The sequence below is a fragment of the Aeromicrobium sp. Root344 genome (assembly GCF_001425755.1).
Classification (GTDB): Bacteria; Actinomycetota; Actinomycetes; order Propionibacteriales; family Nocardioidaceae; genus Aeromicrobium.
This window is the reverse complement of record NZ_LMDH01000001.1, coordinates 2,109,165-2,133,658: the sequence shown is the minus strand read 5'-3', so window position 1 is coordinate 2,133,658 and position 24,494 is coordinate 2,109,165. Positions and strand designations below refer to the sequence as shown.

The 24,494-nt window shown below is 64.0% G+C and carries 23 protein-coding genes and 1 pseudogene; 10 read left to right on the top strand and 14 right to left on the bottom strand.

From position 1 onward, the window contains the following. The first annotated feature begins 92 nt into the window (after window positions 1-92). From ASC61_RS10460 to ASC61_RS10440, 5 genes are read left to right on the top strand one after another with little or no spacing between them, the layout of a single operon-like run. Window positions 93-1,250 carry an acyl-CoA dehydrogenase family protein gene (locus ASC61_RS10460; RefSeq protein ID WP_056211637.1) on the top strand — a complete coding sequence of 386 codons (1,158 nt, stop codon included), beginning with the start codon at window positions 93-95 and terminating at the stop codon, window positions 1,248-1,250. Beyond that, a complete protein-coding gene (locus tag ASC61_RS10455) occupies window positions 1,247-2,074 on the top strand; it encodes an enoyl-CoA hydratase family protein (protein ID WP_056211635.1) in 828 nt (275 codons plus the stop codon). Before ASC61_RS10460 ends, ASC61_RS10455 begins: the two co-directional genes overlap by 4 nt. Further along, the gene (locus ASC61_RS10450; RefSeq protein ID WP_442854211.1) at window positions 2,074-3,231 is read left to right on the top strand and encodes an acyl-CoA dehydrogenase family protein; all 1,158 of its coding nucleotides are present in this window, start codon (window positions 2,074-2,076) and stop codon (window positions 3,229-3,231) included. The genes ASC61_RS10455 and ASC61_RS10450 overlap by 1 nt, the downstream gene beginning before the upstream one ends. Then, window positions 3,228-3,983: an SDR family NAD(P)-dependent oxidoreductase gene (locus ASC61_RS10445; protein ID WP_056211630.1), complete on the top strand. Its 756-nt coding sequence runs from the start codon at window positions 3,228-3,230 to the stop codon at window positions 3,981-3,983. Before ASC61_RS10450 ends, ASC61_RS10445 begins: the two co-directional genes overlap by 4 nt. Next, a complete protein-coding gene (locus tag ASC61_RS10440) occupies window positions 3,980-4,378 on the top strand; it encodes a RidA family protein (protein ID WP_056211628.1) in 399 nt (132 codons plus the stop codon). Before ASC61_RS10445 ends, ASC61_RS10440 begins: the two co-directional genes overlap by 4 nt. A gap of 8 nt (window positions 4,379-4,386) precedes the next feature. Here the strand turns inward: ASC61_RS10440 and ASC61_RS10435 are convergent, their stop codons facing one another. After that, a complete protein-coding gene (locus ASC61_RS10435) occupies window positions 4,387-5,196 on the bottom strand; it encodes a PaaX family transcriptional regulator (protein WP_056211626.1) in 810 nt (269 codons plus the stop codon). 21 nt (window positions 5,197-5,217) lie between these two features. After that, the gene (locus ASC61_RS10430; RefSeq protein ID WP_235503538.1) at window positions 5,218-6,705 is read right to left on the bottom strand and encodes an AMP-binding protein; all 1,488 of its coding nucleotides are present in this window, start codon (window positions 6,703-6,705) and stop codon (window positions 5,218-5,220) included. Window positions 6,706-7,272: 567 nt separating this feature from the next. On the opposite strand from ASC61_RS10430, the gene ASC61_RS10425 reads away from it, so the two are divergent. Continuing rightward, on the top strand, window positions 7,273-8,733 hold the full coding sequence (locus tag ASC61_RS10425; protein ID WP_056211622.1) for an APC family permease: 1,461 nt from the start codon (window positions 7,273-7,275) through the stop codon (window positions 8,731-8,733). Between the two features lie 18 nt (window positions 8,734-8,751). Here the strand turns inward: ASC61_RS10425 and ASC61_RS10420 are convergent, their stop codons facing one another. After that, entirely contained in the window at window positions 8,752-9,273 is a 522-nt protein-coding gene (locus ASC61_RS10420) for a hypothetical protein (protein ID WP_235503536.1), read from the bottom strand. A gap of 6 nt (window positions 9,274-9,279) precedes the next feature. After that, a pseudogene (locus tag ASC61_RS20470) lies at window positions 9,280-9,438 on the bottom strand (TetR/AcrR family transcriptional regulator); the annotation flags it as partial. Between the two features lie 117 nt (window positions 9,439-9,555). Between ASC61_RS20470 and speB the strand changes: the two are divergent. From speB to ASC61_RS10400, 4 genes are all read left to right on the top strand, one after another. Continuing rightward, window positions 9,556-10,614 carry an agmatinase gene (gene speB / locus ASC61_RS10415; RefSeq protein WP_235503535.1) on the top strand — a complete coding sequence of 353 codons (1,059 nt, stop codon included), beginning with the start codon at window positions 9,556-9,558 and terminating at the stop codon, window positions 10,612-10,614. 100 nt (window positions 10,615-10,714) lie between these two features. Further along, on the top strand, window positions 10,715-11,842 hold the full coding sequence (locus ASC61_RS10410; RefSeq protein ID WP_056211618.1) for an LLM class flavin-dependent oxidoreductase: 1,128 nt from the start codon (window positions 10,715-10,717) through the stop codon (window positions 11,840-11,842). Beyond that, the gene (locus tag ASC61_RS10405; RefSeq protein WP_056211616.1) at window positions 11,839-12,234 is read left to right on the top strand and encodes a RidA family protein; all 396 of its coding nucleotides are present in this window, start codon (window positions 11,839-11,841) and stop codon (window positions 12,232-12,234) included. The genes ASC61_RS10410 and ASC61_RS10405 overlap by 4 nt, the downstream gene beginning before the upstream one ends. Before the next feature lie 24 nt (window positions 12,235-12,258). After that, the gene (locus tag ASC61_RS10400; protein ID WP_157439448.1) at window positions 12,259-13,515 is read left to right on the top strand and encodes a carboxylesterase family protein; all 1,257 of its coding nucleotides are present in this window, start codon (window positions 12,259-12,261) and stop codon (window positions 13,513-13,515) included. A 7-nt stretch (window positions 13,516-13,522) separates the two neighbouring features. Here the strand turns inward: ASC61_RS10400 and ASC61_RS10395 are convergent, their stop codons facing one another. The 10 genes from ASC61_RS10395 to ASC61_RS10350 all read right to left on the bottom strand — a co-directional run bounded on the left by ASC61_RS10395 (window position 13,523) and on the right by ASC61_RS10350 (window position 24,477). After that, window positions 13,523-14,098: a flavin reductase family protein gene (locus ASC61_RS10395; protein WP_235503534.1), complete on the bottom strand. Its 576-nt coding sequence runs from the start codon at window positions 14,096-14,098 to the stop codon at window positions 13,523-13,525. Then, window positions 14,095-14,598, bottom strand: coding sequence for an NADPH-dependent FMN reductase (locus tag ASC61_RS10390; protein ID WP_056211612.1), 504 nt, complete (start codon window positions 14,596-14,598; stop codon window positions 14,095-14,097). The genes ASC61_RS10395 and ASC61_RS10390 overlap by 4 nt, the downstream gene beginning before the upstream one ends. A gap of 226 nt (window positions 14,599-14,824) precedes the next feature. Beyond that, window positions 14,825-15,217: an acyl-CoA thioesterase gene (locus ASC61_RS19390; RefSeq protein ID WP_056211610.1), complete on the bottom strand. Its 393-nt coding sequence runs from the start codon at window positions 15,215-15,217 to the stop codon at window positions 14,825-14,827. Further along, entirely contained in the window at window positions 15,214-16,482 is a 1,269-nt protein-coding gene (locus ASC61_RS10380) for a carboxylesterase family protein (protein WP_056211609.1), read from the bottom strand. Before ASC61_RS10380 ends, ASC61_RS19390 begins: the two co-directional genes overlap by 4 nt. After that, entirely contained in the window at window positions 16,466-16,999 is a 534-nt protein-coding gene (locus ASC61_RS10375; protein ID WP_056211606.1) for a DUF3830 family protein, read from the bottom strand. The genes ASC61_RS10380 and ASC61_RS10375 overlap by 17 nt, the downstream gene beginning before the upstream one ends. After that, the gene (locus ASC61_RS10370; protein ID WP_082530585.1) at window positions 16,996-18,393 is read right to left on the bottom strand and encodes an amidohydrolase family protein; all 1,398 of its coding nucleotides are present in this window, start codon (window positions 18,391-18,393) and stop codon (window positions 16,996-16,998) included. Before ASC61_RS10370 ends, ASC61_RS10375 begins: the two co-directional genes overlap by 4 nt. Before the next feature lie 8 nt (window positions 18,394-18,401). Beyond that, window positions 18,402-20,231, bottom strand: coding sequence for a hydantoinase B/oxoprolinase family protein (locus ASC61_RS10365; protein WP_056211602.1), 1,830 nt, complete (start codon window positions 20,229-20,231; stop codon window positions 18,402-18,404). Continuing rightward, complete coding sequence (locus ASC61_RS10360; RefSeq protein ID WP_056211600.1) at window positions 20,221-21,924, bottom strand: hydantoinase B/oxoprolinase family protein; 1,704 nt, start codon at window positions 21,922-21,924, stop codon at window positions 20,221-20,223. Before ASC61_RS10360 ends, ASC61_RS10365 begins: the two co-directional genes overlap by 11 nt. After that, window positions 21,921-23,984: a hydantoinase/oxoprolinase family protein gene (locus ASC61_RS10355; protein ID WP_056211598.1), complete on the bottom strand. Its 2,064-nt coding sequence runs from the start codon at window positions 23,982-23,984 to the stop codon at window positions 21,921-21,923. Before ASC61_RS10355 ends, ASC61_RS10360 begins: the two co-directional genes overlap by 4 nt. 40 nt (window positions 23,985-24,024) lie before the next feature. Beyond that, the gene (locus ASC61_RS10350) at window positions 24,025-24,477 is read right to left on the bottom strand and encodes a hypothetical protein (RefSeq protein ID WP_235503533.1); all 453 of its coding nucleotides are present in this window, start codon (window positions 24,475-24,477) and stop codon (window positions 24,025-24,027) included. Window positions 24,478-24,494 lie beyond the last annotated feature (17 nt).

Sequence of the window (24,494 nt, the reverse complement as noted above, 5' to 3'; positions counted from 1 at the left end):
TCCCAGGTTGTTGAGTCCTCCCAGTATATTGCCTTCTTGACGTCCGTTGTCAACTCGATATATTGTGATGTCACTGAATCTAGGAGGAATCAATGAGCGGGTTCGCTCTGAGCGCAGACCAGCTCGACTATGTCGAGCGCGTGCGCGCGTTGGCGACAGAACACCTCCTCCCCATGGCGGGAATCGAAGAGGAAGGTCGGATCAACCGGCCATTGCTGACCCGGCTCGGAGAGCTTGGTTTGTTGCGTGACCTGTTCGGTGGAGACCCCAAGCAGCCGCCAACCGATGCCGCAGCCATGCAGCTGTGCCTGTTGCGCGAGACCATCGCATCCGTCAGCACCGAGGCCGAGACCGCGTTGGCACTCCAGGGCCTCGGCAGCTATCCGATCCTTCAGTCCGGCAACGCCGAGACGATCGAGCGGTGGATCCCCGGCGTCGTGGCTGGGACAACGGTCGCCGCGTTCGCTCTCACTGAACCCGGTGCGGGGTCGGACGCCGCCGCCCTTTCGCTCGTCGCCGAGCAGGACGGAGAGGACTGGAGACTCTCTGGCGAGAAGGTGTGGATCTCAAACGCACCAGAGGCCGACGTCTACACCGTGTTCGCTCGCACGACAGCCGACGCAGGTGCGCGGGGCGTCACGGCGTTCGCCGTCGACGGCGCCTCGGCCGGCCTCACCGGCGAGCACCTCGATCTGCTGTCACCCCATCCGATCGGGCGCCTCGTCTTCGATGGCGTACGTGTCAGTCCCGTGGACGTCCTCGGCGATGTCGATGCAGGGTTCCGGGTGGCCATGCGGACACTCGACCTCTTCAGGCCCAGCGTCGGCGCCTTCGCGACCGGGATGGCGCGCGCGGCACTCGACGCGACGATCGACCACGTGGTTGACCGTCAGGCCTACGGCGACTCGCTCGTCGCCCAACAATCTGTTGCACACTCGGTAGCCTCGATGTCGATGCAGCTCGAGGCGTCACGGCTACTCGTCTACGCCGCCGCGAGCGCATACGACGCCGGCGCAGACCGGAGCACGATCAGCCGTACCGCGGCCATGGCCAAGCTGTTTGCGACCGAGGCCGCTCAACAGATCGTCGATCAGTGCGTCCAGCTGCACGGCGCGCGAGCGCTTCAGCGCGGACACCTGCTCGAGCACCTCTATCGTGACGTGCGCGCGCCCCGGATCTATGAGGGCGCCTCGGAAGTGCAGCTCTCCATCATCGCCCGGGAAGTCCTCAAGCAAAGGAGCACTCGATGAGCCGGTTTCGCGCCTCAGCCCCTCTGACCACCACATGGGACCACTTCAACTTCACCGTCGACGGGTCCGTCGCCACGGTGACTCTGACCCGGCCCGAGAAGCTCAACCCGCTCACGTTCGAGTCGTACGCCGATCTTCGCGATCTGCTGTTCGAGCTTCCCCATCACCCGGACATCAAGGCTCTGGTGATCCAGGGCGAAGGTCGTGCGTTCTGCGGCGGAGGTGATGTCAACGAGATCATCGGCGAGCTCCTGATGATGAAGGCCGACGAGCTGATGACGTTCACCAAGATGACGGGGGACGTCATCCGTGCGATGCGCGAGTGCCCCATCCCGATCATCACCAAGATCCAGGGCATCGCCGCGGGCGCAGGCTCGGTCATCGCGCTCGCATCCGACTTCCGCGTCGTCGGGGCGTCCGGACGCTTCGCCTTTCTGTTTACCAAGGTCGGGTTGTCGGGAGGCGACATGGGCGCGGCCTACCTGCTCCCACGTGTCGTCGGTCTCGGCCACGCGACCAAGTTGCTCATGCTCGGCGACACCGTCGACGCCGCGACGGCGGACCGATACGGCCTGGTGTCCGAGCTCGTGGCCGACGAAGACCTCGACAGCGCTGTCCTCGCCCTGGCAGAGCGCCTCGTGAGCGGACCGACCCTCGCCTACGCCCAGACCAAGTCCCTCTTGACGCGCGAGCTCGACATGCCCCTTTCGGCTGCCGTCGAGCTGGACGCCATGACTCAAGCTCTCCTGATGACCACCGAGGACCATGCCGAGTTCCACTCGGCCTTCAACGCCGGGCGACTGCCCGCATGGAAGGGACGCTAGTGAACGCGCACGACTTGCTCGACATCGATGCCCAGCTCAGCGACGAAGAACGAGCCATCCGTGACACGGTCCGAGACTACGTTCGATCTGAGCTGGCTCCGCACGTGTCCGCCTGGTACGAGCAGGGCACCGTCCCGATCGAGATCGCTCGCGGCCTCGGCAAGCTCGGCGTCCTCGGCATGCACCTCGAGGGCTACGGCTGCTCCGGCACCACCGCGACCGCCTACGGCGTGGCGTGCCGGGAGCTGGAGGCGATCGATTCGGGTCTCCGCAGCCTCGTGTCGGTTCAAGGTTCCCTCGCCATGTTCGCGATCCACCGTTGGGGCGCCGAGGAGCAGCGCGAGCTGTGGCTGCCGCGGATGGCTGCGGGCGACGCTATCGGCTGCTTCGGCCTGACCGAGTCTGACGCAGGAAGCGACCCCGGCTCCATGCGCTCGACCGCGAAGCGCGACGGCACCGACTGGGTGCTGAACGGCTCCAAGATGTGGATCACGAACGGCACGCTCGCCGACGTCGCGGTCATCTGGGCACAGACCGATGAAGGGATCCGTGGCTTCGCAGTGCCAACCGACACTGCCGGATTCACCGCCAACGAGATCCCCCGCAAGCTCTCGCTGCGTGCGTCGATCACCGCAGAGCTCGTGCTCGACAACGTCCGTGTTCCCGCCGAGGCGGCGTTCCCGGACGCACGCGGTCTCAAAGGACCGTTGTCATGCCTCAACGAGGCGCGGTACGGAATCCTGTGGGGCGTGGTCGGCGCCGCCCGCAGCTGCCTGGAGGAGGCGCTCTCCTACACCCTCGAACGTCAGCAGTTCGGCAAGCCTCTCGCTGCATTCCAGCTCACGCAACGCAAGCTGGCGGACATGACGATCGCCGTCAACAATGCCTCCCTCGTCGCGGTCCAGCTCGGACGCCTCAAGGACGCCGGCACGATCACGCCGGTACAGGTGAGCTACGGCAAGCTTGCCAACGTCCGCTCTGCCCTCGAGGTCGCAAGGACCGCGCGGGGCATGCTGGGCGCTGCCGGCATCACCCTGGATCATTCAGTCATGCGCCACATGAGCAATCTCGAGACCGTCTCGACGTACGAAGGGACCGAGGAGATGCACTCCCTCAGTATCGGTGCCGAGCTGACCGGAATCCCGAGCTTCCGATGAGCGACCTCGTCAGTGTCGTCACCGGCGCGGGTCAAGGCGTCGGTCGCGCCATAGCCATCCGGCTATCCGATGCAGGGCACCGCGTTGTCCTGGTCGGTCGGGACCTCGGCAAGCTGCAGGCGACCTCTGATCTCTTGGATGGCCCGGCACTGTGCCTCGTCGCCGATGTCACCGATTCACAGCAGGTGGATGACCTCTTCTCCACGGTCGAGGACACGTGGGGCCCTGTCGGGGTGCTCGTGGCGAATGCCGGCAGCTCGATGGCCGCCCCCGTGACCGAGACCACTGACGAGCAGTGGCAGGCGATGCTCGACGTCAACCTCACGGCACCGTTTCGGTGCATGCGGCGCGCGCTGCCAGCGATGACCGAGCATGGCTGGGGCCGCATCGTGGTGATCGCATCGGTCGTGGCCAAGCGCGGCGAGCGGCAGGTCAGCGCCTACACGGCCAGCAAGCACGGCGTGCAGGGCCTCGTTCGCGCGGCTGCGGACGAAGTCGCCCGCACCGGCGTGACCGTCAACTCGGTGTGCCCGGGTTACGTCGACACCCCGATGACTCACGCCACGATCGCCGAGATGAGCGCGCGGCTCGACGTCACACCTGAGAAGGCGACCCAGCTTCTTGCACGCAGACAGCCGATCGGCCGTCTGATCGACCCCGATGAGGTCGCAGCAGCTGTGCTGTCGCTGATCGACAATGGGGCCATCAACGGACAAGGCATCAATGTCGATGGAGGGGCCGTCCAGTCATGACCTTCGAACGCATCAATCCACCCGACATGGGGGCGCCCCGCGGGTTCAGCCACGCAGTCGTGTCCAACCGCGCACGCACCGTGTTCCTTGCGGGACAGACCGCTCTGGACGCCTCAGGTGCCATCATCCAAGGCGGCATCGTCGAGCAGTTCGAGCAGGCCTTCGCCAACCTCCTGCGTGCCTTGAATGCGTCCGGCGGGACACCCGATGACCTGGTCACTGTCACGATCTACATCGTCGACATGGAGGACTACCTTGCGCACGCACGGGAGATCGGGCAGGTGTGGCGCCGCCTAGCTGGCACCGAGTACCCGGCGATGGCCGGCATCGGTGTGCCACGCCTCTGGGATGTCGAGGCGCTAGTCGAGATCCAGGGGATCGCGTCGCTCGATTGACGTGTCCCTCAGGCGTGGATGGTGCCCACTGCGTGCTCGCGGGCCGGTGTTCGCAGCAGTGCGTCGAGGTCGGCGAAGAGCTCTGCCGCCTTGATGCCATGCCACGAGCTCGGCAGCAGATCGAGGGAGAGTCCTGGGTCCAGGAATGGGAGACGGCGCCACTCGGTCAGCATGGGCACGTAGATCTCGAAGGCAGTGCGTGTCGAGTCTCCCGCTTCCTTCCACCGCTGTCGTGCACCCGAGTAGCGATCGATGAAATCCGCGTATGCGGCGTCGATGGCCCCGAGGTCCCACCACTGGGCAACCTTGTCGGCGATCGAGCCAAATGCGTCGTAGCGCGCCGTGAACAGCTCGACGTACGACTGCATCCCGAGGCGGCCGAGCGTCCTGGCGACTTCGTCGTGGAGGTGCTCCGGCGCCACCCAGACGCCAGGAGCTGCCGTGCCGAATCCCATCCGGGTCAGCGCCGTCCTCAGCTCGTGCCGCTTTTCGCGTTCGGACTCGGGAATCGAGTAGACGACGAGGACGAAGCCGTCCGCCTTGCTCGCCCGGCGGCGCTCGAAGATCCGGACATCTCCCTCGCGCAGGACCTCGAGGATCTCATCAGAAAGCGCATATCCAGCTGCGCCATGGTCCTTCATCGCCAGTAGGATCCCGCGACGTTTCAGGCGTGAGATCGACGAGCGGACGCCTGCCGACTCGACTCCAAGGTCGCCGAGCAGCTTGACGACAGACTTCACTGACAGCCAGTGATGCTCGTCGCGGGCGTACAGCCCGAACAGCGTGATGATCAGCTGGCGTGGCGCGATCTCTGGCATGGCGCCAACTCTATGGCGTCATCATGACGGCGTTTCCGGAGCACGTAAGCGAAATCTTTGCAGCTTTCCCGTGGCCGTGCGTGGAAGCGCAGCGACGAACTCGACGCGACGCGGATACTTGTACGGCGCGATCATGGCCTTGACGTGACTCTGGATGCTCGTCACCGTGTCGTCGCTCGCCGCTTCGTCGGGCTTGAGGACGACAAAGGCCGTGACCAGCTGACCCCGAGACTGATCCGGCAGGCCGACCACTGCGCACTCGAGCACTACCGGGTGCGACACGACCGCCTCCTCGACCTCCGGTCCGGAGATGTTGTAGCCAGAAGAGACGATCATGTCGTCGTTGCGTGCGTGGTACCAGTAATAGCCGTCGGCGTCCCGGGTGAACGTGTCGCCCGTGATGTTCCATCCGCCCTCGACGTACACCTTCTGCCTCGGGTCCGCCAGATAGCGGCATCCGGTCGGCCCCTTCACGGCAAGTCGCCCCGGGGTCCCGTCCGGCACCTGGACACCGCTGTCGTCGACGATCGCCGCGACGTATCCCGGTACGGCCCGCCCCGTTGAGCCCGGTCGGATGTCGTCGTCCGCAGCGGAGATGAAGACGTGCAGCATCTCGGTGGCACCGATCCCATCAATGAGGGCGATGCCGGTTGCGTCGTGGAACGCGTGCCAGGTCGTCACGTCCAGGTGCTCCCCCGCCGAGACCGCTCGGCGCAGCGTCGAGAGGGAGGAGGCGTCCCCGGAGGCGAGCATCGCGCGATATGCCGTCGGGGCCGTGAAGCAGATGGAGACCTGGTGCTCGGCGATGAGACGAGCGAGCTCGGCAGGCGTGGCCTTCTCGATCAGCAGGGTGCTGGCACCCACTCGAAGCGGGAAGATCACCAGACCACCGAGACCGAACGTGAACGCCAGAGGCGGCGTTCCGGTGAAGACGTCCGCAGATGTGGGCTTGACGATGTGATGCGAGAAGGTGTCCGCGATGGCCAGGACGTCCCGGTGAAAGTGCATGGTCGACTTCGGCCGGCCGGTGGTGCCGGAGGTGAAGGCCAACAAGGCGACGTCATCAGCCGCAGTGACAACATCGTCGTACGAGTCCGAGTGGCCAAGGATCCGCGACTGCAGATCCGTGTCTGAGGAGCTCCCGTAGGACAACGTCGGGACGTCCACGAGTTCGGCAGCAACCAGGTCGGCGAGAAACCGGTGGTCGCATATTGCAAGGTCGATGTCGGCGATCTCGTGGATGTCCCGCAGCTCGCCGGCCCGCAGCATGGGCATCGTCGCAACTACCACGGCACCGGCTTTCAGCACGCCGAACCAGCAAGCCACCAACCATGGGTTGTTGGGCCCTCGCAGCAGCACCCGGTTGCCCGGGACGATAGCGAACTCCTCGGTGAGTACGTGCGCGATGCGACTGGCGGTCTGCCGCAAGCCCTCGTAGGTCCACGTCGTCTGTCCGGGCGCCAGCAGGCACGGACGGTCGCCGCCAAGCTCTCTGATGACGTCGTCCAACAGAGCCGTCGCGCAGTTCAGTCGGTCCGGTCCCGCTCCGTCGAGCAGGAGTTCGGGCCAGTCGGCCCGATCCGGCAGGTGAGTGCGACAGAACGGATCCACATGCGCGGACGGTGACAGGTTCATGGCGCTCTCTCTTCCGGATTCTCGCCTCATGTTATGTCGTTATAGTGACGTCAGTCAAGATTTCGACACACACTGCCACTACGATCGGCGGCGACTGCCGTCAGCCCGTGGAGTTCTCTCAATGGGTGGCTGGCCCCCGTCCGTCAGCCGCAGACGCAGGGTAGTTTCCACAGGAGCAGGTGTGCCCGCTGGATTGACATCAGCGACCGCGTGGCGGCCCTCGAACAGGGTCGTCCCGGGGCGGCTCCCCCGCCACTCGTACGTGATCGAGCAGCGACCAGGGCAACCGCGAGCTCGACGGTCACCGTGACTGGCTGACGTGCGTCAAGTCGGCTACACACCGCCTGATGGATTCGAATTGGTCCCAAACCCCTATACACGTGCCAGAGAATGCCCTAAGTTGCGTAACTATCAATCGATAGTACGCCGGAGGTCAGCACTATGACGAATGTTCCTCAGACTCAGGCAGCGCCTACACCGGGTCGCTTGCGCTCCGGTGCACTCAGTTCACGCCACCTGGTCTTCTTTGTTCTCTCGGCCGCCGCGCCCCTCACCACGATGGTGGGATTCGTGGCACTCGCATTCTTGATCGGGGGCATCGCCACCCCGTCCGGCTATCTCATCGCTGGCTTGGTCTACGCGCTTTTTGCCGTGGGATTCTCGGCCATGAGCAAGCACGTGCGGAACGCGGGAGCGTTCTACGCCTACATCACCTTGGGCTTGGGACGGCAGACCGGCGCGGCCGCAGCACTAACAGGTTACGCCGGATACGCACTCGGCGAGGTTGGATTCTGTGCCGCCGCAGGACTATTCGCATCCTCAGCCCTGGACACGATCGCCGGGGTTCAGGTGTCATGGCAGGTTTGCGCTCTTCTCATCGGTGCGCTTGTTGGCGTCGTTGCATACTTTCGCGTGAGCGTAGGCGCCAAAGTCCTGGCGTTCCTCCTGCTCTGCGAATTCGCGGTCCTGGGAGCGCTCATCGTCGCGATCTTCATCCAGGGCACACCAGAGGGATACTCCTTCGACAGCTTCAATCCCAGCGCATGGGAATCCTCGGCCCTGTCGTCCTTGTTCGTCATCACCTTCATCGTGTACATCGGATTCGAGCAGACGGCCGTTTACGGAGAAGAGGTCAAAGACCCCGAGCGCATGGTGCCGCGAGCCACTTACATAGCCGTCGGACTATTGGCCACGGTGTTCACCTTCGCCTCGTGGGTGATTCTCATGGCGATAGGCCCGAACGCGCTTGGCGACAAACTACAGTCCGGCGACCCCGCGATGCTGGTCTTTGGTCTGACGCATGAATACCTCGGCAAGACGATGACAGACACCATGCAGGTGCTGATCGTCACGAGCTTCTTTGCCGGCGTGCTGGCTATGCACAATGCTGCCTCCCGATACTTGTTCGCAATGGGCCGGGCCAAGCTCCTGCCCGCCGGACTGGCGCACACCGACCCCCGGAGCGGCAGTCCCATCACAGCCGTGATTGTCCAGGCCGTCTTCCTGTTGGGACTGCTCTCCATCTTTGCGATGTCGGGGGCTGATCCCTACACCCAGGTCGTGATCTGGATGAGCACACCGACATTGGTCGCAGTTCTCATACTCCAGATCTTGACCTCGGTGTCGGTGATCCGGTTCTTCGGGCAGCGCCCAGGCACGACAGATCATTGGCGAGGCCTGGTCGCACCAATCCTCTCCACAGCTTCGTTGGGAGTGGTCCTCTATCTGATCTGCTCGAAGATGTCGGTGCTGACCGGACTCGGTCCACTAGGCAACTTCCTCATCAACGTGCCGCTGATCGCGGCCTTCGTCGGCGGACTGATTCGTTCTCTCTACCTGCACAGGCAATCAGAGGATGACCTCGAGGAAGCGTTGGTCAACGAGGTCGAGGGACAGATCTGATTCAGGCGTCCGGCTGGGCTAGTGAGCCTGGCCGGGCGCCAAAAGCGATTGACCGGCGACACCCGGGTCCAGAGCCGCCACGAGACTGCCTGCCACGGCCCTGATGCGCGGAAGGTCCGAAGGAACCGCGAGCGTAGCCCGCAGAACGAAGTCGGCAATGGCAAGAGCCCTCTCTTCAGAGCCACCAGCCGGCTGCGATCCACGCTGCCGTACCGCTTCCAGAAGCAAGCCTGTGATCGCATGTTGCACGAACTCAGGGTCAAGATCGACGTCGAGGTCGCCGCTCTCAACACCCTGCGCCACAAGGCGAGCAGTGCCGTCGTGAATAGCCGATCTACGTTGCGCCTGAGTCCGCAGCTCGGGGAGCTCAAGAACCACATCGTTGTAAAGGCCGCGCACGTCGTAAGACAGCGTCAGCACGGCAGCGATATCAGCTTGCAGGTAGGCGTGAAGACGTGCGGCGGCAGGGCCCTCCATCGCAAGAACCTTGTCAACGCGACCCGTCGCCCGAACGAGGTCTGCATCCAGCAGCGTCGCCAAGATGGACTCCTTGCTCGAGAAGTGGTTGTAGAGCGATGGCTGTCGAATCCCGACCACCTGAGCGATATCTCGTGTCGAGGTGCCGTGATACCCCCGAGACGCAAACAGGCGAGACGCCTCGACGAGGATCCTCTCCCTCGTCGACCCCGAACCGGTTTGAATCACCGTGGATCCCTCCCTAGGAGTGTCAAAGTATCTCAGCCGACTTCGTGAGTCTCGACTGAGCGTGCGATACTATCGATCGATAGTACCGCGACATCCGATACTCACAACATCCCAGCCGTGTCCACGGATGTGTCTCGGGTCCCTACCGACCGCACAATCGACGAATTCGCGAAAGGCTTGACCGTGCCGCACCCCGAAGCTGGAAAGACCGCCGAGACGGGCATGTCGCATCCGCGTCAGAGACCCGGTGACCCAGTGGACGCAACCGTGGTGCCTCGCTTCGCCGGGGAAGGAACGTTCGCTCGCCTTCCCCGACTCGAACAACTTCCCGACGCCGATGTCGTCATCTGGGGAGTGCCCTTCGATGCTGGGGTCAGCTACCGACCGGGAGCGCGCTTCGGGCCAGCCCACATACGGCAGTCATCCCGATTGCTCAGGCCGTACAACCCCGCTCTCGAGGTCATGCCATTCAGCCGCCGGAACGTCGCCGACGCCGGCGACGTGGGGGTCAACCCGTTCGACATCGAAGCAGCGATCAAGACGATCGAGTCTGCGGCGACAAGCCTGACCTCTTCCGGACGGACGTTGTTGACCCTGGGCGGCGACCACACCATCGCGTTGCCGCTTCTCCGCGTCCAGCATTCCCTGCACGGCCCTGTCGCGGTGCTGCACTTCGACGCCCACCTTGACACTTGGGATTCCTATTTCGGCGCTCCCTACACCCACGGCACGCCGTTCAGGCGAGCAGCCGAGGAAGGCCTCATCGATTTCGACCACTCGATGCATGTCGGCATCCGAGGACCTCTCTACGGCGGCTTGGACCTCGAGGAATCAGCCCGCATGGGCTTCTCCGTGATCCACTGCCGCGACCTGCTTCGTCACTCGATAGACGACATCATCGACAGGATGCGCGAGCGCCTCGGCCAGCGCCCCGTGTACGTCTCGCTAGACATCGACGTGTTGGATCCCGCCTTTGCGCCCGGGACCGGGACTCCTGAGGCGGGCGGAATGAGCAGCGCCCAACTGCTGGAGATCCTGAGGGGCCTTGAGGGCCTCAACGTCGTCGGAGTCGACATCGTTGAGGTATCGCCCGCGTACGACCACGCCGAGATCACCGGAGTCGCCGCGGCGCATGTCGCCTACGAACTTCTCAGCGTGCTCCCAGCTACGTCGTGAGCCGTTCGGGCACTGCCGGATGCAACCAAAGAACGAAAATCGCGTCACATTCCACGACGCATGACTGACACGAAAGGACACAGCCATGGAGCAATCGCCTATGACCGCAGACTCGTACCGCAAGCACATTGAGGCGGGAGTCTTCATCCCCATAGCGAACGGTGGGTGGGTCTTCTCTGAGAACGCCCCCGACACACCTGGGACATATGACCACAATCGGCAGGTCACGCTCCTGGCCGAAGAACTCGGCTTCGACATTGCACTCTCGATGATGCAGTGGTCTGGCAAGGACAGCGAGTCACGCCACTGGTCCCACCAGCTCGAGTCCTTGAGCCTGATGGCCGGCCTGGCCGAGGCAACGTCTCGTATCAAGCTGTGGGGCACCGCCCAGGTGCTCGCATGGCACCCTGTCGTAGCCGCGAAAGTCATCGCGACCATCGATCAGATCTCTCACGGCCGAGCAGGGCTCAACGTCGTCACGGGAGATCTGCCGGAGTCGTTGGCCCAACTCACTCAGTGGAATCCCGACCCAACGGACGGCAAGTACGGCCTGGCGGCCGAATGGGTCGAGGTCGCTCGCAAGTACTGGTCCGATGAAACCATCGTGCACAACGGCAAGTACTTCACTGCGAGCGGCGCATGGGCGAGTCCGAAGCCCTACTCGGCGCCCAAGATCGCCTGTGCTGGTCAATCGAGCGCGGGGTTCAAGTTCACCGCCGAGAGTTGCGATTATGCCTTCTTCGTCGGAAGCGACGACCAGAAGGCGATCGAGCGGATGCTTCTCGCCAAGCAGATGGCGCGCGAGGCCGGCAACGCCGGGCTCAGGACGATGGCCCTCTTCACGCTGATTCCCGAATCGACCGACGAACGCGCACAGTCGCGAGTCGACTACTACAACGCAGGCACCGACATGGAGTGGCTGAACGGACTTCTGGCTCCCTACAAGGACGACACCAACAATGAGGCCCGGAAGCACTTCGCGCGTCAGGTCGATCGACGTGAGTCGATCATGGACGGATATCTCGCCGGCTCCTATGACACGATCGCCCAGCGCATCACCACTGCGGTGCAAGGCGGCGACCTCGACGGAATCATGGTGATCGTTCCCGATTTCATCAACGACCTGCGCGTGGTGGCCGATGAGGTCTTTCCGCGCCTGGCTGAGAACGGGATCACCTCCAACATCGCCGTGAACCATGATCGATCCACAGCGGGGAGCGCAGGATGACCCCATCATCAGAGTCCGACGGGCACGACAAGGGACTGACTCCTCCCATCGCCCACGCGGTCAGGGTCGGCAACACGATCTACATCGCAGGTCAGCTGGCTGATGATGAGAACGGCGGCCCGTTCGCGCCTGGAGATCTTGTCGCGCAGAGCGAGCGCATATTCGAAACAATGAGCGGGATCTTGGCTGAGCACGGAGCCACACTCCAGAATGTCGTAAAACTGGTGACCTACTTCAGCGTGCCTTTGAGTGAGCAGCTGGCTCAGGAGTACTGGTCGGTGCGGCGGAGATACTTCGGTTCCCATCGTCCGGCCAGCACTGGGGTGCAAGTCGTCTCGCTGATCGAGCCCGGGTACGTGATTGAGATTGAGGGGATCGCGTTCCTTGAGTAGGGCACCAGCCGGTAGGAGATCGACTTGAGCACCGCCGCGGCGCGTGAGCGTCCGACGAGCCAGGCTTTTCGGGGCATTCAGTATGCGCGAGCCGAACGGTTCGGCCCTGCGGAGATCGTTCCACTCCGGGATGCTGATCCCAACGCCCCGCGTGGTCCGCTGTCGCCTCAGGGACCTTCGCGTCTTGCGTCCGTCTTGGGGCCGCAAGCCGATCTCGAGCAGTCTGAGAGTTGCCACGTCGTGTCGGTGTTCACTCCCGATACGAATGGTCACCGACCCGTACTGGTCTGGTTCCATGGCGGCGCGCACGTCACCGGCGGCGGCGAACTGCCGTGGTACGACGGTGTACGTCTCGCTGAGGAACAGGACGTGGTAGTCGTGACAGTCACCTACCGCCTTGGCGTTCTTGGCCACTACCATCCCGATGATCACACGGGGCCGAGCCCGGCAACCACCGACCAGACCACCGCGATCGAGTGGGTCCACCGACATATACAGGAACTGGGCGGCGACCCCAACCGGATCACGCTGGTCGGCCAGTCTGCTGGCGCCTCGTCCATCGAGGTGATGCTTCGATGGGGGCTGGGACCACACGTTACTGGGGCGATCCTGCAAAGCGGCAACCTCTGTGATCCCAGCATCTCTCGCTCCCTCGTACAGGCGAGGGAACACTCAGCGTCATTTGACGTCCTCATGAAATCGGTTGACCCGCGCGGCCTACCCGTGAGCGCACTCCTGCAATATCAGGACGAGTTCACTAGGTTGAACGCCGGACCGACCTGGGCACCGGCGAGGCCAGACATCGAACAACCGCTGGACCTCGCACTCCTCGGCGGCTGGAACACGGACGACGATCTGCCGTTCACCGTGATGTCCCACAACCTCGACGCGCTTACGTGGCACCACCGCGAGTTACTGGAGGCGCAGGCTCATGCAGATACCGCCTCCCTGTACGCCGAACCGACGCTCGAAGCACTCGGTGAGTCGTATGCGAACGGCCGACCTGCCTGGGCATATCAGTTCACGTGGAGCGCGCCCGGGTCGCCGTGGGGCGCTTGCCACTGCATCGAGATTCCTTTCGTCCTCGGTGCTCAATATGCGTGGAGGCATGCACCCATGTTGCATGGTGTGCCATCGGATCAACTCGAGACATATGGCCGCCAGATGCGCCAGGCTTGGGCTGAGTTCGCTCGCCATGCCAATCCAGGCGGAGAGTGGCGCCCTTGGACGCCGCACGAAGGCGCAATCAACCTAGTGCCGGACCTTTGGGGCGAAGTCTGACTGAGACTCAGGGTTGCGGTGGCGAAGCCGACTGATCCGGTGTTGACACGCCGAGCTGCCTGAAGGCGCTGCCATGGAAGACCAGCGGCTCGGCCTCGGGTCTGAGAGTCAGCTCATGGATCCGCAGCAACACGATCCCGTGGTCTCCAGCAGGCATGACGTCTTGGGTACTGCAGTCCAGCCACGCGGTTGCACCGTCGACGAAGACGCTGCCCTCTTCGCGCACGCAGAGCCCCAACTCATGAAATTTGTCCTCCGCGCGAGAGGCCAGCCGACGAACGGACTGGTCATGCTCGGCACCAAGGACACTGATGCCGAGACGAGGCAGGTCCTTCAAACGCGCCCATGTCTGTGACTCCCATTGGACGCAGAAGGCGACCAGCGGCGGCGAGATTGAGACACCGACGAAGCTGCTGGCAACCATGCAGATCGGGTTTCCCTCAGACATCGCGCTGACGGCGACAACACCAGTGGGAAAACACCCGAAAGCACTGCGCAGTTGACCCGAATCCTCGGGCGCCCCACCAAGCCGCTCGAACGGCGGGTCTGCTTCTAGATCCATGCGGAACGGGTCGTCCATCATCGGGCCCTCTTCTCGTCGATCAGTCTTGTGAGGCTCGGACCCCATCGTTCAACAAACTGTGAGATCACGGCACCATCCTCGTAGGTCTGCTCTGACAAATAGAGGCCAGGAGCGGGACACGTCGCGCCCAGTTCGACGAGCAACGGCTTCAGGTGCACTTCGGGCGCCATCGCGTGAACGGGTCCCGCGCCGAGCATCAGAGGCACGGTCACGCATCCCTCCAGCCCGTGGCCCCCCGCGAACTGATCAAGAAATACCTTGAGGAGGCCTGAGTAGGTTGCCTTGAACGTGGGGCTCGCCACGATGAGCAGGTCCGCCTCAGCCGCCGTGCGAACCGCTCCTTCCACGGTGGAATCACCCCAGCTGAGCACGCCCGGCCCGAGATCAACCACATCGATCACATAGGGATCCTTGCCGCCCAAAGCGGCAGCCAACAGAGTGGCCGCATGGGCGGTCCGCGACTGCGGCTTCGGGTTACCCACGATCACGACTGTTTTCATTGCTGCTCTCACTCCGTCTGCGGTTGACTTCATCGCGCTAGAGCACGACACCACATCCGGCAAGGCGTGCGGGCCATGTCAGCCTCCGGTGCAGTTCATTCTGGATCCTTGGGATCAGTATATCGGATTCAAAACGGCCGTCAAGCGTTCAATATATGCTGACGTGAGTCCACGGCGTTGACCGTTTGTATTGCCGGCGGGGCCATACGAGGCTGCGCTCGGCAGGTCAACGTTCGACATCATTGAGCAGGTCTCGTAGCGCTTCCGGCAACGCCGTCGGCGAACCTTGTAAATCGACATGCACCACAGTGTGGCGACCCTCGAAGCACGTCTCGGCGCGACGACTCCCGCGCCACTCGTATCCGATGGAGGTTCGACCGACGTGCACGACCGCGAGCTCGACGGTGACCTCGTCGTCAAAGCCCAACGACACGAGGTACTGCGAGCGAACGTCCACGCGAGGGAAGCACGCCACGTCCCGCACACCCCCGCGGAGCAGAAGCAGGTGCTCTGCTTCCTCAACCCACCGAAGCGGCGCCGTGAAATGGATCCGCCCACTTGCATCGGTCTCCGCGAACGCAACGCGACGGACGATCGACACCACGGCGCGGCCAGTCACCGCTGGTCCTCCAGCCTGACGAGATGTGGGAGGTCGTTGATCGACCCCGTCTGGGTGTCCCACGGCGACCACCCGGCGCCAGGACAACTGTTCCTGGCGAACTCTGCCCAAGCGTGTCGCATGCCGCGGCCGGTGACGTCGATCTCCTCGGGTGCCACCCCTTGCAACATCGGCGCGGCCTTCCACGCAGGCCAGTCGCCAAGAAGAAGAGGAATCTCCATGCAGTGCGGTGAGCCCCATGGTGAGTGGGGAGTTCGCCACGCGAACCGGTAGGCCCAGGTTTGCGCGCCGTTGTCGTGAGCTTCGCGAAGGGCGTCAGTCGTCGGGAGGACGTACAGACTCTCCGTGTCGGCCTGGACCTGGTCATCGAGCGTGTCGCGGTCGCGCCACGTCAGGGTCTCGAGTCCACGACTCAGCATCGTGAACGGCAGGTCGTCATCCGCGTTCCATCCGCCGACGATAGGTATGTCGAGCGGTCGTTCGTCGTCTGGCCTGGCGGGAGCCCACGTCAAGCTCTTGGTCAGCTCTGCGAACTCACGCTGGTGCTCGAGCAGCTGCTCGACTGAGAGGTCGCGCAGGGCCAACCCCGCCAGCATCCTCTCGAAACGCAGGGAATGCTCCCTCGCCGCGGCCGGTGTGCGGGAGAGATCCGGATCCCGCAGGTTCCCGCTCTGGAGGATCGCGCCGACAACATGCGGCCCAACCCCCCATCGCAGCAGCACCTCGACGGAGAACGCGCCAGCTGATTGGCCCGCCAGAGTGACGCGACCGGGGTCTCCCCCGAACTCGGCGATGTGGCGGCGGACCCATTCGATTGCGGTCAGGTGATCGGTGGTGGACGGACTCGGGCCCTGGTGACCCTCGTCGTAGTAGTTGCCGAGGAGCCCGAGGCGAGAGGTGATCGTGACGACCACGATGTCCTGCTCGGCGGCCAGAAGAGTGCCGTCATACCATGGCAGCTCCCCGCCGCCCGAGACGTGAGCGCCGCCGTGGAACCAGACGAGCACGGGTCGCCGGCCGGCACACTCAGGCGTGTAGACGGAGAGAACCTGGCAGTCCTCGGACTGCAGGAGCGGGGCCTGGGGGCCCAGCGCGATCGCGAGGCGCGACGGCAGCTGGGGCGAGATCGGTCCCCGCGCAGCGAGCGGATCCGCATCCACGAACGGCACCAGCTCGGCGGGGCCGAAGCGCTCGGCATGTCCGTAGCGGATGTTGTGGAAAGCCTGGGCGATTGCGCCCCTACGGTCATCAGGCGCGGTGCTCACTGTCCTGCCCTTCATCGCTCATCCGGAGACTTGGCGCCTCGGCAATTTCACGACTGATCCGCAGGGGCGTTGCTCCTTCGTTGAGGGTGCGTCCGGCAGCCTCGGCGAATGCGGCGAAGTTGGTGGTGACCCGGCCCACGAGCGAGCCGTGCAGCCCTTCCTCCCACAGGTGACGCAGGTCCACCTCCCCGTAGATCAAGGCGAGCTCGAACATCGGACCCTGCCCCGGAGCGAGACGGTCCGAGTCGAGAACGGCGAAGTCGTTCTTGGCTGCATGAAAGAACATGACCTCACCGGGACGCGGCCGCATGGTCCGATTCTCGATCGGTGGCGGCTCTGCCATCTCAGGCAGGAAGCAGTAGATCTCGTGCCCGTCGAAGCAGGCATGCTGCGTCCTGGTCTCCAGCGGAACAGCCAGGGAATCGTAGATTGCCTGGCACACACGGGGAGCCCGCTCGCTGTACAGCTCCAGGGTCGCCGTGACCTCGAAGTCAGGCAGCTCGATCTTCAGATTCATGACAGACGTCTCCTCGCCATGCGCGCCTGTGCACCCATGCGCTTCAACACGCCGGCTGCGGCTTCTTCTGCCTGCTCGTACAAGGCGACTTCGTCGACTCCAACGACGCGTCCGTGCTCGACAACGAACTCACCGTCGATCAGCACGGTTTCGACACTTCCGCCATCTGCCGAGAGGACGAGCTGGTTGACCGGATCCAGTAGCGGCGTCCATTCAGGTCGGCAGGCATCGAAGATGACCAGATCGGCGCTCTTGCCGGGCTCGAGCGATCCGGTGAAGCTTTCAACACCCAACGTCCGGGCGCCACCGAGCGTGCACATGTCGAACAGATCGTCCGCAGTGATCTCGTAGGAACTGCCCCGCGGACCTGGCTCTCGCAGCTCGGCGGCGAAACCCTGCAGCACCCGCAGCACATCGCTCGTGTTCGACACGTTGACGGTGTCAGAACCCACACCGACGGTAATTCCGTGCTCACGAAGCGTGGCGAGGTCGTGCGCAGCTCGTGGGCCGGTGCAGCGGACCACCGAGGCGCCGGATCGAGCGATGATCTCCCACTCGGGGTCCGTCGTGACCAGCTGGTGGATGAGCCGCGCATTGTCGTCAAGGATCCCGAGCCGGTCGAGGTGCTCGACTGGTGTGACACCGCGAGCCGCAGCGTTGTGCTCGTCGACCTCCTCATCGTCGAACGACTGATGGAAGTCCATGAAGGAGCCGTGACGATCGGCCAACGCCTTCACGCCCTGCAACAGGGCATCCGAGCTCAGACCCAGGCCGATGGTCGACGCCAGAGGACTGACCCGAGGGTGCCGTCCCGCGATCTCGTCCATCGCGTCGGCTGCCCGGCTCAACGCTTCCTTCGTACCCATGGCGAGGCCCTCGGGAACGTCGGGATGATCCCAGCACCACGACCCGACGTGGGCGCGGATACCTGTCATCGCCAATCCGTCAGCGACAGTTGCCGGGTGGCGAACCGTCCCGCCATCGGCCATCACTGTGATGCCCCGTCGAAGCAGATCGCAGCCCGCAAGCGTTGCGGCGATCGATTCATCCTTCGCCGACAGCGTGCGGTAGTACGGGAAGACCCACTGGAACAGATAGGCACTGTTGTCAGTCACGGAGACTGGGACGAATCCTCGTAGCAGGTGCTGGCTGGCGTGGAGATGACCGTTCACCAGACCAGGGGTGACCACCTTCCCTCGCCCGTCGATCTGATCGACGGCGTCGAAGTGAGCCTCGACGTCGGCCGTCGCCCCGACCGCCGCGATCCGCCCCGCGGTGATCGCCACGGCCCCGTCGTGGAAGACGTGTTGCTGTGGGTTGGCCGTGACGATCACCGCGCCATGGATCAGCAGGTCGCACGGCTCTCGAACCACCGGCCTCTCGTCGTGAGACATGGGTGGACCTATTCGACCGTTTCCGGCAACAGGCCGATTCGCTTGAGCGTCTGCTGACGACCCAGTGACGTCCAGGGTTGGTCAGCGCGCTGGATCTTCAATTTCTCGCGCTCCTCCAGCGTGGCGGCAACATCAACATCCTGTGAATCGTCGATCACCACGCCGTAGTCGTGCCGCGCTCCGTCAACCGAAACGTACCCGTCGACGACGTCCGACAGCACCATGTCGACATCGCGATCGAGTGGGTCGCCCCACCCGCCTCCACCGCCGCTCTGGGCGACGACCATCTCGCCTTCCTCGACCGCGATCTGCATCTCGGCGCTGGAGATCATCAGCTCGTCGTCTGCGCCGTCACGGAACACCATGTAGTTGCCGACGCCCGGGCTCCCACCCTGGAAGCCCCTGAGCGGATTGATCGTCGCCTGCACGATGCCCGTGTGGAACGTCGATCCGCTGGCCTTGTACGGCTGGCGCCGCAACATGTAGGCCGGGCTCCCTCGCCACTGTCCTGGCGCAGCGGTGTCCGTGGTGTACTCAGCCTGCCAGTACAGGCACGGGTACTGGATCTCGCTCATCTCGATCGAGTTGATCTGGAGTGCAGAGAAGATCGGCGTCCACGCCCCCCAGCCATCCACGCCGTACGTGCCCCCGGCGGAGCACGGCGACGCGTGGTAGTCGAACTGGATGAAGTCCTCGTCCTCGCCACTGCGACCGTCCTTGCCGACAGACCAGAGATCCGCGAGGTCGATGACAGTGGTCGCCACACTTCGTGGCGCGAACTGCTCGAACGCGGCCATGACGGCCTCGCCCACGTCGGCACCGATCGCTGTCGTCGCAAGACCCGCTCCAACAGGCGGCAGGGAGTGCACGACGGAACCGGGCACCGTCACCGATTCGACGGACCGGTAGACGCCTGAGTTGATCGGCAGATCCGGCGCCAGCGCGGACAACCCGCTGTAAAGGTAGGACAGGGTGTTTGCCCGGGTGCTGTTGATGACGCTCGGTGTCTGCAGATCGCTGCCGGAGAAGTCTGCTCGGATCCGATCACCGTCGATCTCGACGGTCACCCGGACAGTGATGTTTTCATTCCCCTGGTAGTCCGTGTCGAGTGAGCTTTCGCCGTGATAGACGCCGTCGGGCCATTCTCGGACGATGTCGCGAAATCGTCGCTCCGTGTAGTCGAGGAGGTCCTCGACCGAGTCGCGAACGGTCTCGACGCCGTACTTTCCGACCAGCTCCCTCAGACGGGTCTCCCCCACGGCGCAGCCGCCGATCATGGCGCCGAAATCGCCTTCCATCATCTTGGGCATGCGCGTGTTGGACAGCATCAACGACCAGACCTCGCGCCGCAGATGGCCCTTCTCGTAGAGCTTGAGCGGAGCGAACCGGAAGCCCTCCTGCCAGATCTCGGTGGCATTGGGATTCATGGAGCTGGCGACCGGACCGCCCGCGTCGAGCACGTGGCCACGAACCGCTGGGAAGAACAGCGGCTCGCCGTCGAAGAAGACTGGCTTGACCACGGTGTAGTCGGGAATGTGACTTCCCCCGTAGTACGGATCGCTGACGATGATGACGTCGCCCTCGCTCAGGTCACCGGCGAAGAATCGAAGGCATTCCTCGACCGACTGGAGGCTCGGGAAGACCTGGTTGGGGACGGCGTCTGCTCGAGCGATCAGGCTGACCTCGTCGTTGTTGTAGTAGAAGAGTCCTCCGGAGCAGTCGTGCGCCTCGTTGAAGATCGGCTGAACTGCCGTGCGCACCATGGTCTGCACGACCTCTGCAGCGACGGTTTCCATGTAGTTTCGGATGATCTCCGTTGTCACCGGATCAGCGGCCATGATTCCCCCTCGGGGTCGACGTCGCCGCTCGATCGTTCGAGGCAGACGGTATGGGGTCAGATGAGTTGAGTCCGTACGTGCGGGTTGCGGCCTCCGATGAGACGAGCCCGTCCAGGACGTCGTCTCGTACAGCCGATTGATCACGAAGGAGAGGATCTCCGTAGCCGGACCCGCCGGCGGACACCAGCCTCAACGACTGGTATTGCATCGGCTCGTTGACAACTACTGCGGGTGTCGGCAGGTCGACCCCGTCGTCCGAGAAGTGAACGAAGCCCCCAGTTCCTCGACGTTCGCCAGAGTCGGAGGCCGGCGCGAACAACGTGATGGGGCGGTTGACTGGGATGTCGATGACGACCTCGACCGCCGCCGCTCCTCGCCATTCACCCGATCCCGCGCTGTCTTCCACCATCTCCATACGCCGGATCGGCAGATCGCAGGTGGAGTTCCACGCCTCGATCGACGGGAAGGAAGCACGGGCCAATGTCGCAGCGCTGCCCCAGCCGTCGACGCCCTCGATCGCGCAACCGCGTCCAATGGCGAACTGCCCCGGGTCGACGCGCTGCATCACATCGACATTCGGTGCGATGACGACCAGCGGGCGCGAGGCACCGGGATTCACGGCCACAGCAGACAGAGCACCTGCGAACGCCTCGGAGACCGCTTCGACGATCTCGGATCCACAGTGATACGGGGACCAACCCACAGCAGCGGGGTGATCCGCGTTGACCAGGGAGCCCGGCACCAAGACGATCTTGACCGCGCGGGTCAATCCAGAGTTCACCCCGATGTCACGGTCCAGGACCGAGAGCAACGGCACCAGCGCAAGGCCGGTCGTATTGCCTGCCGTGCTGTTGACGAAGCCGATCTGCTGCGGATCTGTGTCCGTGAGATCGATCGTCATGGTGTCGCCGTCGATCGTGCACTGTGCCTTGACGCTCGCCCGAATGGAGTCCACACCGTTGTGGGTCAGGACAGCCTCCCCCCGACCTGAGGCGTCCGGCCAGTCAGCGACCAACGACCGCACCCGACGCTCGGTGTAGTCCAGGGTGTAGTCGGCAGCCGCCCTGACGAGCTCAAGCCCATACGTCTGGACGAGGTCATTCAGCCTGTCGCGCCCGACGTGCAGGCTGGCCACGAGGGTCTCCAGATCACGGGCGACCTCGTCCTCCAGTCGGCTGTTCAGCAGCACCGTCTGCACGATGTCGCGCACCGGTTGCCCGTAACGACGCACCTTGACCGGGGATACGGGGACACCCTCCCCCCACACGTCTTCGGCCGGCGGGTAGTAGCTGCCGCCCAACATGCCGCCGACATCTCGCACATGCCCGACGGCGATCAGGTGAAGAACTGTCGTGCTGTTGATGATGAGTGGCATCAGGACGGTCCAGTCATGCACGGTTCGCGGTCCGCGGTGCGGATCGCTCGCCAGAGCCACGTCACCGTCCTGCATGTCGAACTTGAAGTACCGCGTCAGGCCGCGGGCAGTGTGCTCCAGCGCGCCGAGTCGCATCGGGTTGTCGAGGGCCACCACCTCGCCAGCTGGGCTGACGATCCCGACAGCGAAGTCACGCTCTTCATTGATGCTCGGTGCAAGTGCACCACTCGACAGCGTCGCCGCCATCTCCACGGTGACCGCCTGCAGCTTGTGCCGCAGGATCTCCAGGTCGACGACCCCGTTCGCGGACGTGGTCACTCCACGACCTCGATGACGTACGTCTCGAACTGGTCGAGCACTGCTTCTTGGTTGGGCAGCACGACGATTGTGGTGTCAGGCTCATGGATGACCGCAGGTCCGAGGATGAGGTTGCCTGGCTTCAGCTTGCTGCCGTCGTACACCCGAGTGTCGTTGAACCCCAGGCTCTCGAAGTAGACCGTTCGCTCTCCAACGAGCGCCGCGTCCGAGCTCTCCCCATCGAATGGGAGCGCCTTGCGAACGACTGGTTCACGCTCGCCGGTGAGCTCCAGACGTGCCGACACGATCTCGACCGGCTCGCCGGGACGGGAGAACTTGTACAGCTGGTGGTGCAGATCGTGGAAGTCGCGAATGGCCCGCGACAGGTTCACCTTGGTGATCCGACGCGTCCGGCTCTTGAGCGGGACGATCACCTCCTGAACCTGTCCCGGGTAGCGAATGTCGAGGAATCGGTCGACCTGCACACCCAGCGTCGATCCGGCCTTGTCCAGCAGACCTTCAGCTTCGTCCTGCATCCCGACTAGCACGTCGCTGAGGAGGTCCAGCTCGAGCTTCTCGCTGTTCTGCAGCACCGTTCGAATCCTCGACACCTTGAAGTCAGCCATCAGCCCGCCTTGCGCGCTGAGCACGGAAGCGTTCTTGGGCACCAGGATCGTCTTGATGCCGACGTCGAGTGCCTGAACTCCAGCGCTGATGGCACCGCCGCCACCGAAAGCCATGAGGGCGTAGTCACGAGGATCCCGTCCGCGGGACACCGACACGAATCGAAGCGCGTCGGACATGGCATGGTTCGCGATGCGACTGATGCCAACCGCCGCCTCCTCGATCGACATGCCGAGCGGCTTGGCGACGTGCTCCTCGATGGCGCTCCGAGCGGCTTCGACGTCCAGCTCGATCGCGCCGCCGACAAAGAAGCTGGGCTCGATGTAACCGAGCACGACATTCGCGTCCGTGATGGTCGGACGCTCGCCACCTCGGCCGTAGCAGGCTGGTCCGGGGAAGGCCCCGGCACTTTCCGGACCGACGCGCAGTGCTCCCGCGCTGTCGACCCAAGCGACAGAGCCACCGCCGGAACCGATCGTGTGGACGTCGATCAGCGGCACGGCGATGCGGTAGCGGCTGAGCCACTGGTCCGTCGCCACTTCCGGGCGTCCGTCGTGGATCAAGCACACGTCGTAGCTGGTGCCGCCCATGTCGGCTGTGATCACGTTCCGGTAGCCCGACTGCTCGCCCAGACGGGTCGCCGCCACCACACCGCCGGCAGGGCCGGACAGCACGGCATCCACGCCGTGGTCACCCGAATAGGCCACATCCATCACGCCGCCGTTTGACTGCATGATCAGGAGGGACCCAGCCAGGCCTGCGTCGCGAAGGCTGCCCTCGAGCTTGTTCAGGTACTCCTTCAGCTGGGGGCTGGTGTACGCGTTGACGACCGTCGTGCTGACCCGCTCGAATTCGCGGATCTGCGGCAGCACGTCGGAGGACAGTGTCACGAAGACGTCCGGCAGCTCCTCGGCGGCGATTTCCTTCACCCGGCGTTCGTGTTCTGGATTGACGAAGGAGAACAGGAGCATGACGGCGATCGCCTCGACGCCGGCTTCGCCGAACTCCCGGAGGGTCTGGCGAACCGCTTCCTCGTCGAGGGCCTTCACGATCAACCCGTTCTCGTCGATTCGCTCGGGCACGCCGACACGGAAACGACGCGGAACGATCGGGTGGGGCGCAGGCAGACTGAGATCGAACAGACTCTCCCGGTAGCCGCGACGAAGCTCGATGACGTCGCGGAAGCCCTCAGTCGTGATCAGACCGGTCTTGCATCCGTTGTACTCGAGCATCGTGTTGGTGACGACCGTGGTGCCGAGCACGATCAGTTCCATGTCCGCCAGCAGATCTGGTCGCGTCAGACCGTAGTGCGCCGCCGCGGCGTCGACGGCCTGAAGGACGCTGACTGACTCGTCACCGCGTACAGTCGGGACCTTGCCCTTGAAGGGATGGTCCCCATCGGTTGCGACGAAGTCAGTGAACGTGCCGCCGACATCGATTCCTAGCCTGTATGACATGGGTGCTCCTTGTGGAAGTGCGATGAGACGCAGGGTGTGGTCAGGACTCGAGCAGACGCTTGAGGGCGTTCAGCTCGTTCTCGAGTGACAGCAGAGACAGGCGCCAGTCCTCGTCCGAAAGCTCTGGTTCCCGCGTCACTGTGAAGATGACGTCGGCTCCCTCGCCGTTGTGAAGGACGCGGATCGGAATCGGATAGCTGAAGGGCCCGTCCAGCGGCGCGAGGTAGAGATCGAACGTCCCGCGATCGACATCGGCGTCGACGCGGAAACGGCGGTCGCCCGGAGGAGTCGAGACGCGATAGGTCGAGACGTCGACCTTCGCAACTGGACTCGTGAAGTAGTCGATCGCCCACTCCGAGTACCGCGACGGATCAGCCAGAAGCCTGGCAACCACTGCGAAGGGACGACGGACCGTCACAGCCCGAGTACCTCGTTCGTGGGTCCAGATCTTCGCTGCATCGGTCATCGGTAACGCCTCCGTATCGATCCGCACTCCGGTGTGAGTACGAC

Excerpts from the sequence above, each read along its gene's own strand:
- ASC61_RS10460 (WP_056211637.1), top strand. The coding sequence starts at position 93 with ATGAGCGGGTTCGCTCTGAGCGCAGACCAGCTCGACTATGTCGAGCGC.
- ASC61_RS10455 (WP_056211635.1), top strand. The coding sequence starts at position 1,247 with ATGAGCCGGTTTCGCGCCTCAGCCCCTCTGACCACCACATGGGACCAC.
- ASC61_RS10445 (WP_056211630.1), top strand. The coding sequence starts at position 3,228 with ATGAGCGACCTCGTCAGTGTCGTCACCGGCGCGGGTCAAGGCGTCGGT.
- ASC61_RS10440 (WP_056211628.1), top strand. The coding sequence starts at position 3,980 with ATGACCTTCGAACGCATCAATCCACCCGACATGGGGGCGCCCCGCGGG.
- ASC61_RS10435 (WP_056211626.1), bottom strand. The coding sequence starts at position 5,196 with ATGCCAGAGATCGCGCCACGCCAGCTGATCATCACGCTGTTCGGGCTG.
- ASC61_RS10425 (WP_056211622.1), top strand. The coding sequence starts at position 7,273 with ATGACGAATGTTCCTCAGACTCAGGCAGCGCCTACACCGGGTCGCTTG.
- ASC61_RS10410 (WP_056211618.1), top strand. The coding sequence starts at position 10,715 with ATGACCGCAGACTCGTACCGCAAGCACATTGAGGCGGGAGTCTTCATC.
- ASC61_RS10405 (WP_056211616.1), top strand. The coding sequence starts at position 11,839 with ATGACCCCATCATCAGAGTCCGACGGGCACGACAAGGGACTGACTCCT.
- ASC61_RS10395 (WP_235503534.1), bottom strand. The coding sequence starts at position 14,098 with ATGATGGACGACCCGTTCCGCATGGATCTAGAAGCAGACCCGCCGTTC.
- ASC61_RS10390 (WP_056211612.1), bottom strand. The coding sequence starts at position 14,598 with ATGAAAACAGTCGTGATCGTGGGTAACCCGAAGCCGCAGTCGCGGACC.
- ASC61_RS10375 (WP_056211606.1), bottom strand. The coding sequence starts at position 16,999 with ATGAATCTGAAGATCGAGCTGCCTGACTTCGAGGTCACGGCGACCCTG.
- ASC61_RS10370 (WP_082530585.1), bottom strand. The coding sequence starts at position 18,393 with ATGTCTCACGACGAGAGGCCGGTGGTTCGAGAGCCGTGCGACCTGCTG.
- ASC61_RS10365 (WP_056211602.1), bottom strand. The coding sequence starts at position 20,231 with ATGGCCGCTGATCCGGTGACAACGGAGATCATCCGAAACTACATGGAA.
- ASC61_RS10355 (WP_056211598.1), bottom strand. The coding sequence starts at position 23,984 with ATGTCATACAGGCTAGGAATCGATGTCGGCGGCACGTTCACTGACTTC.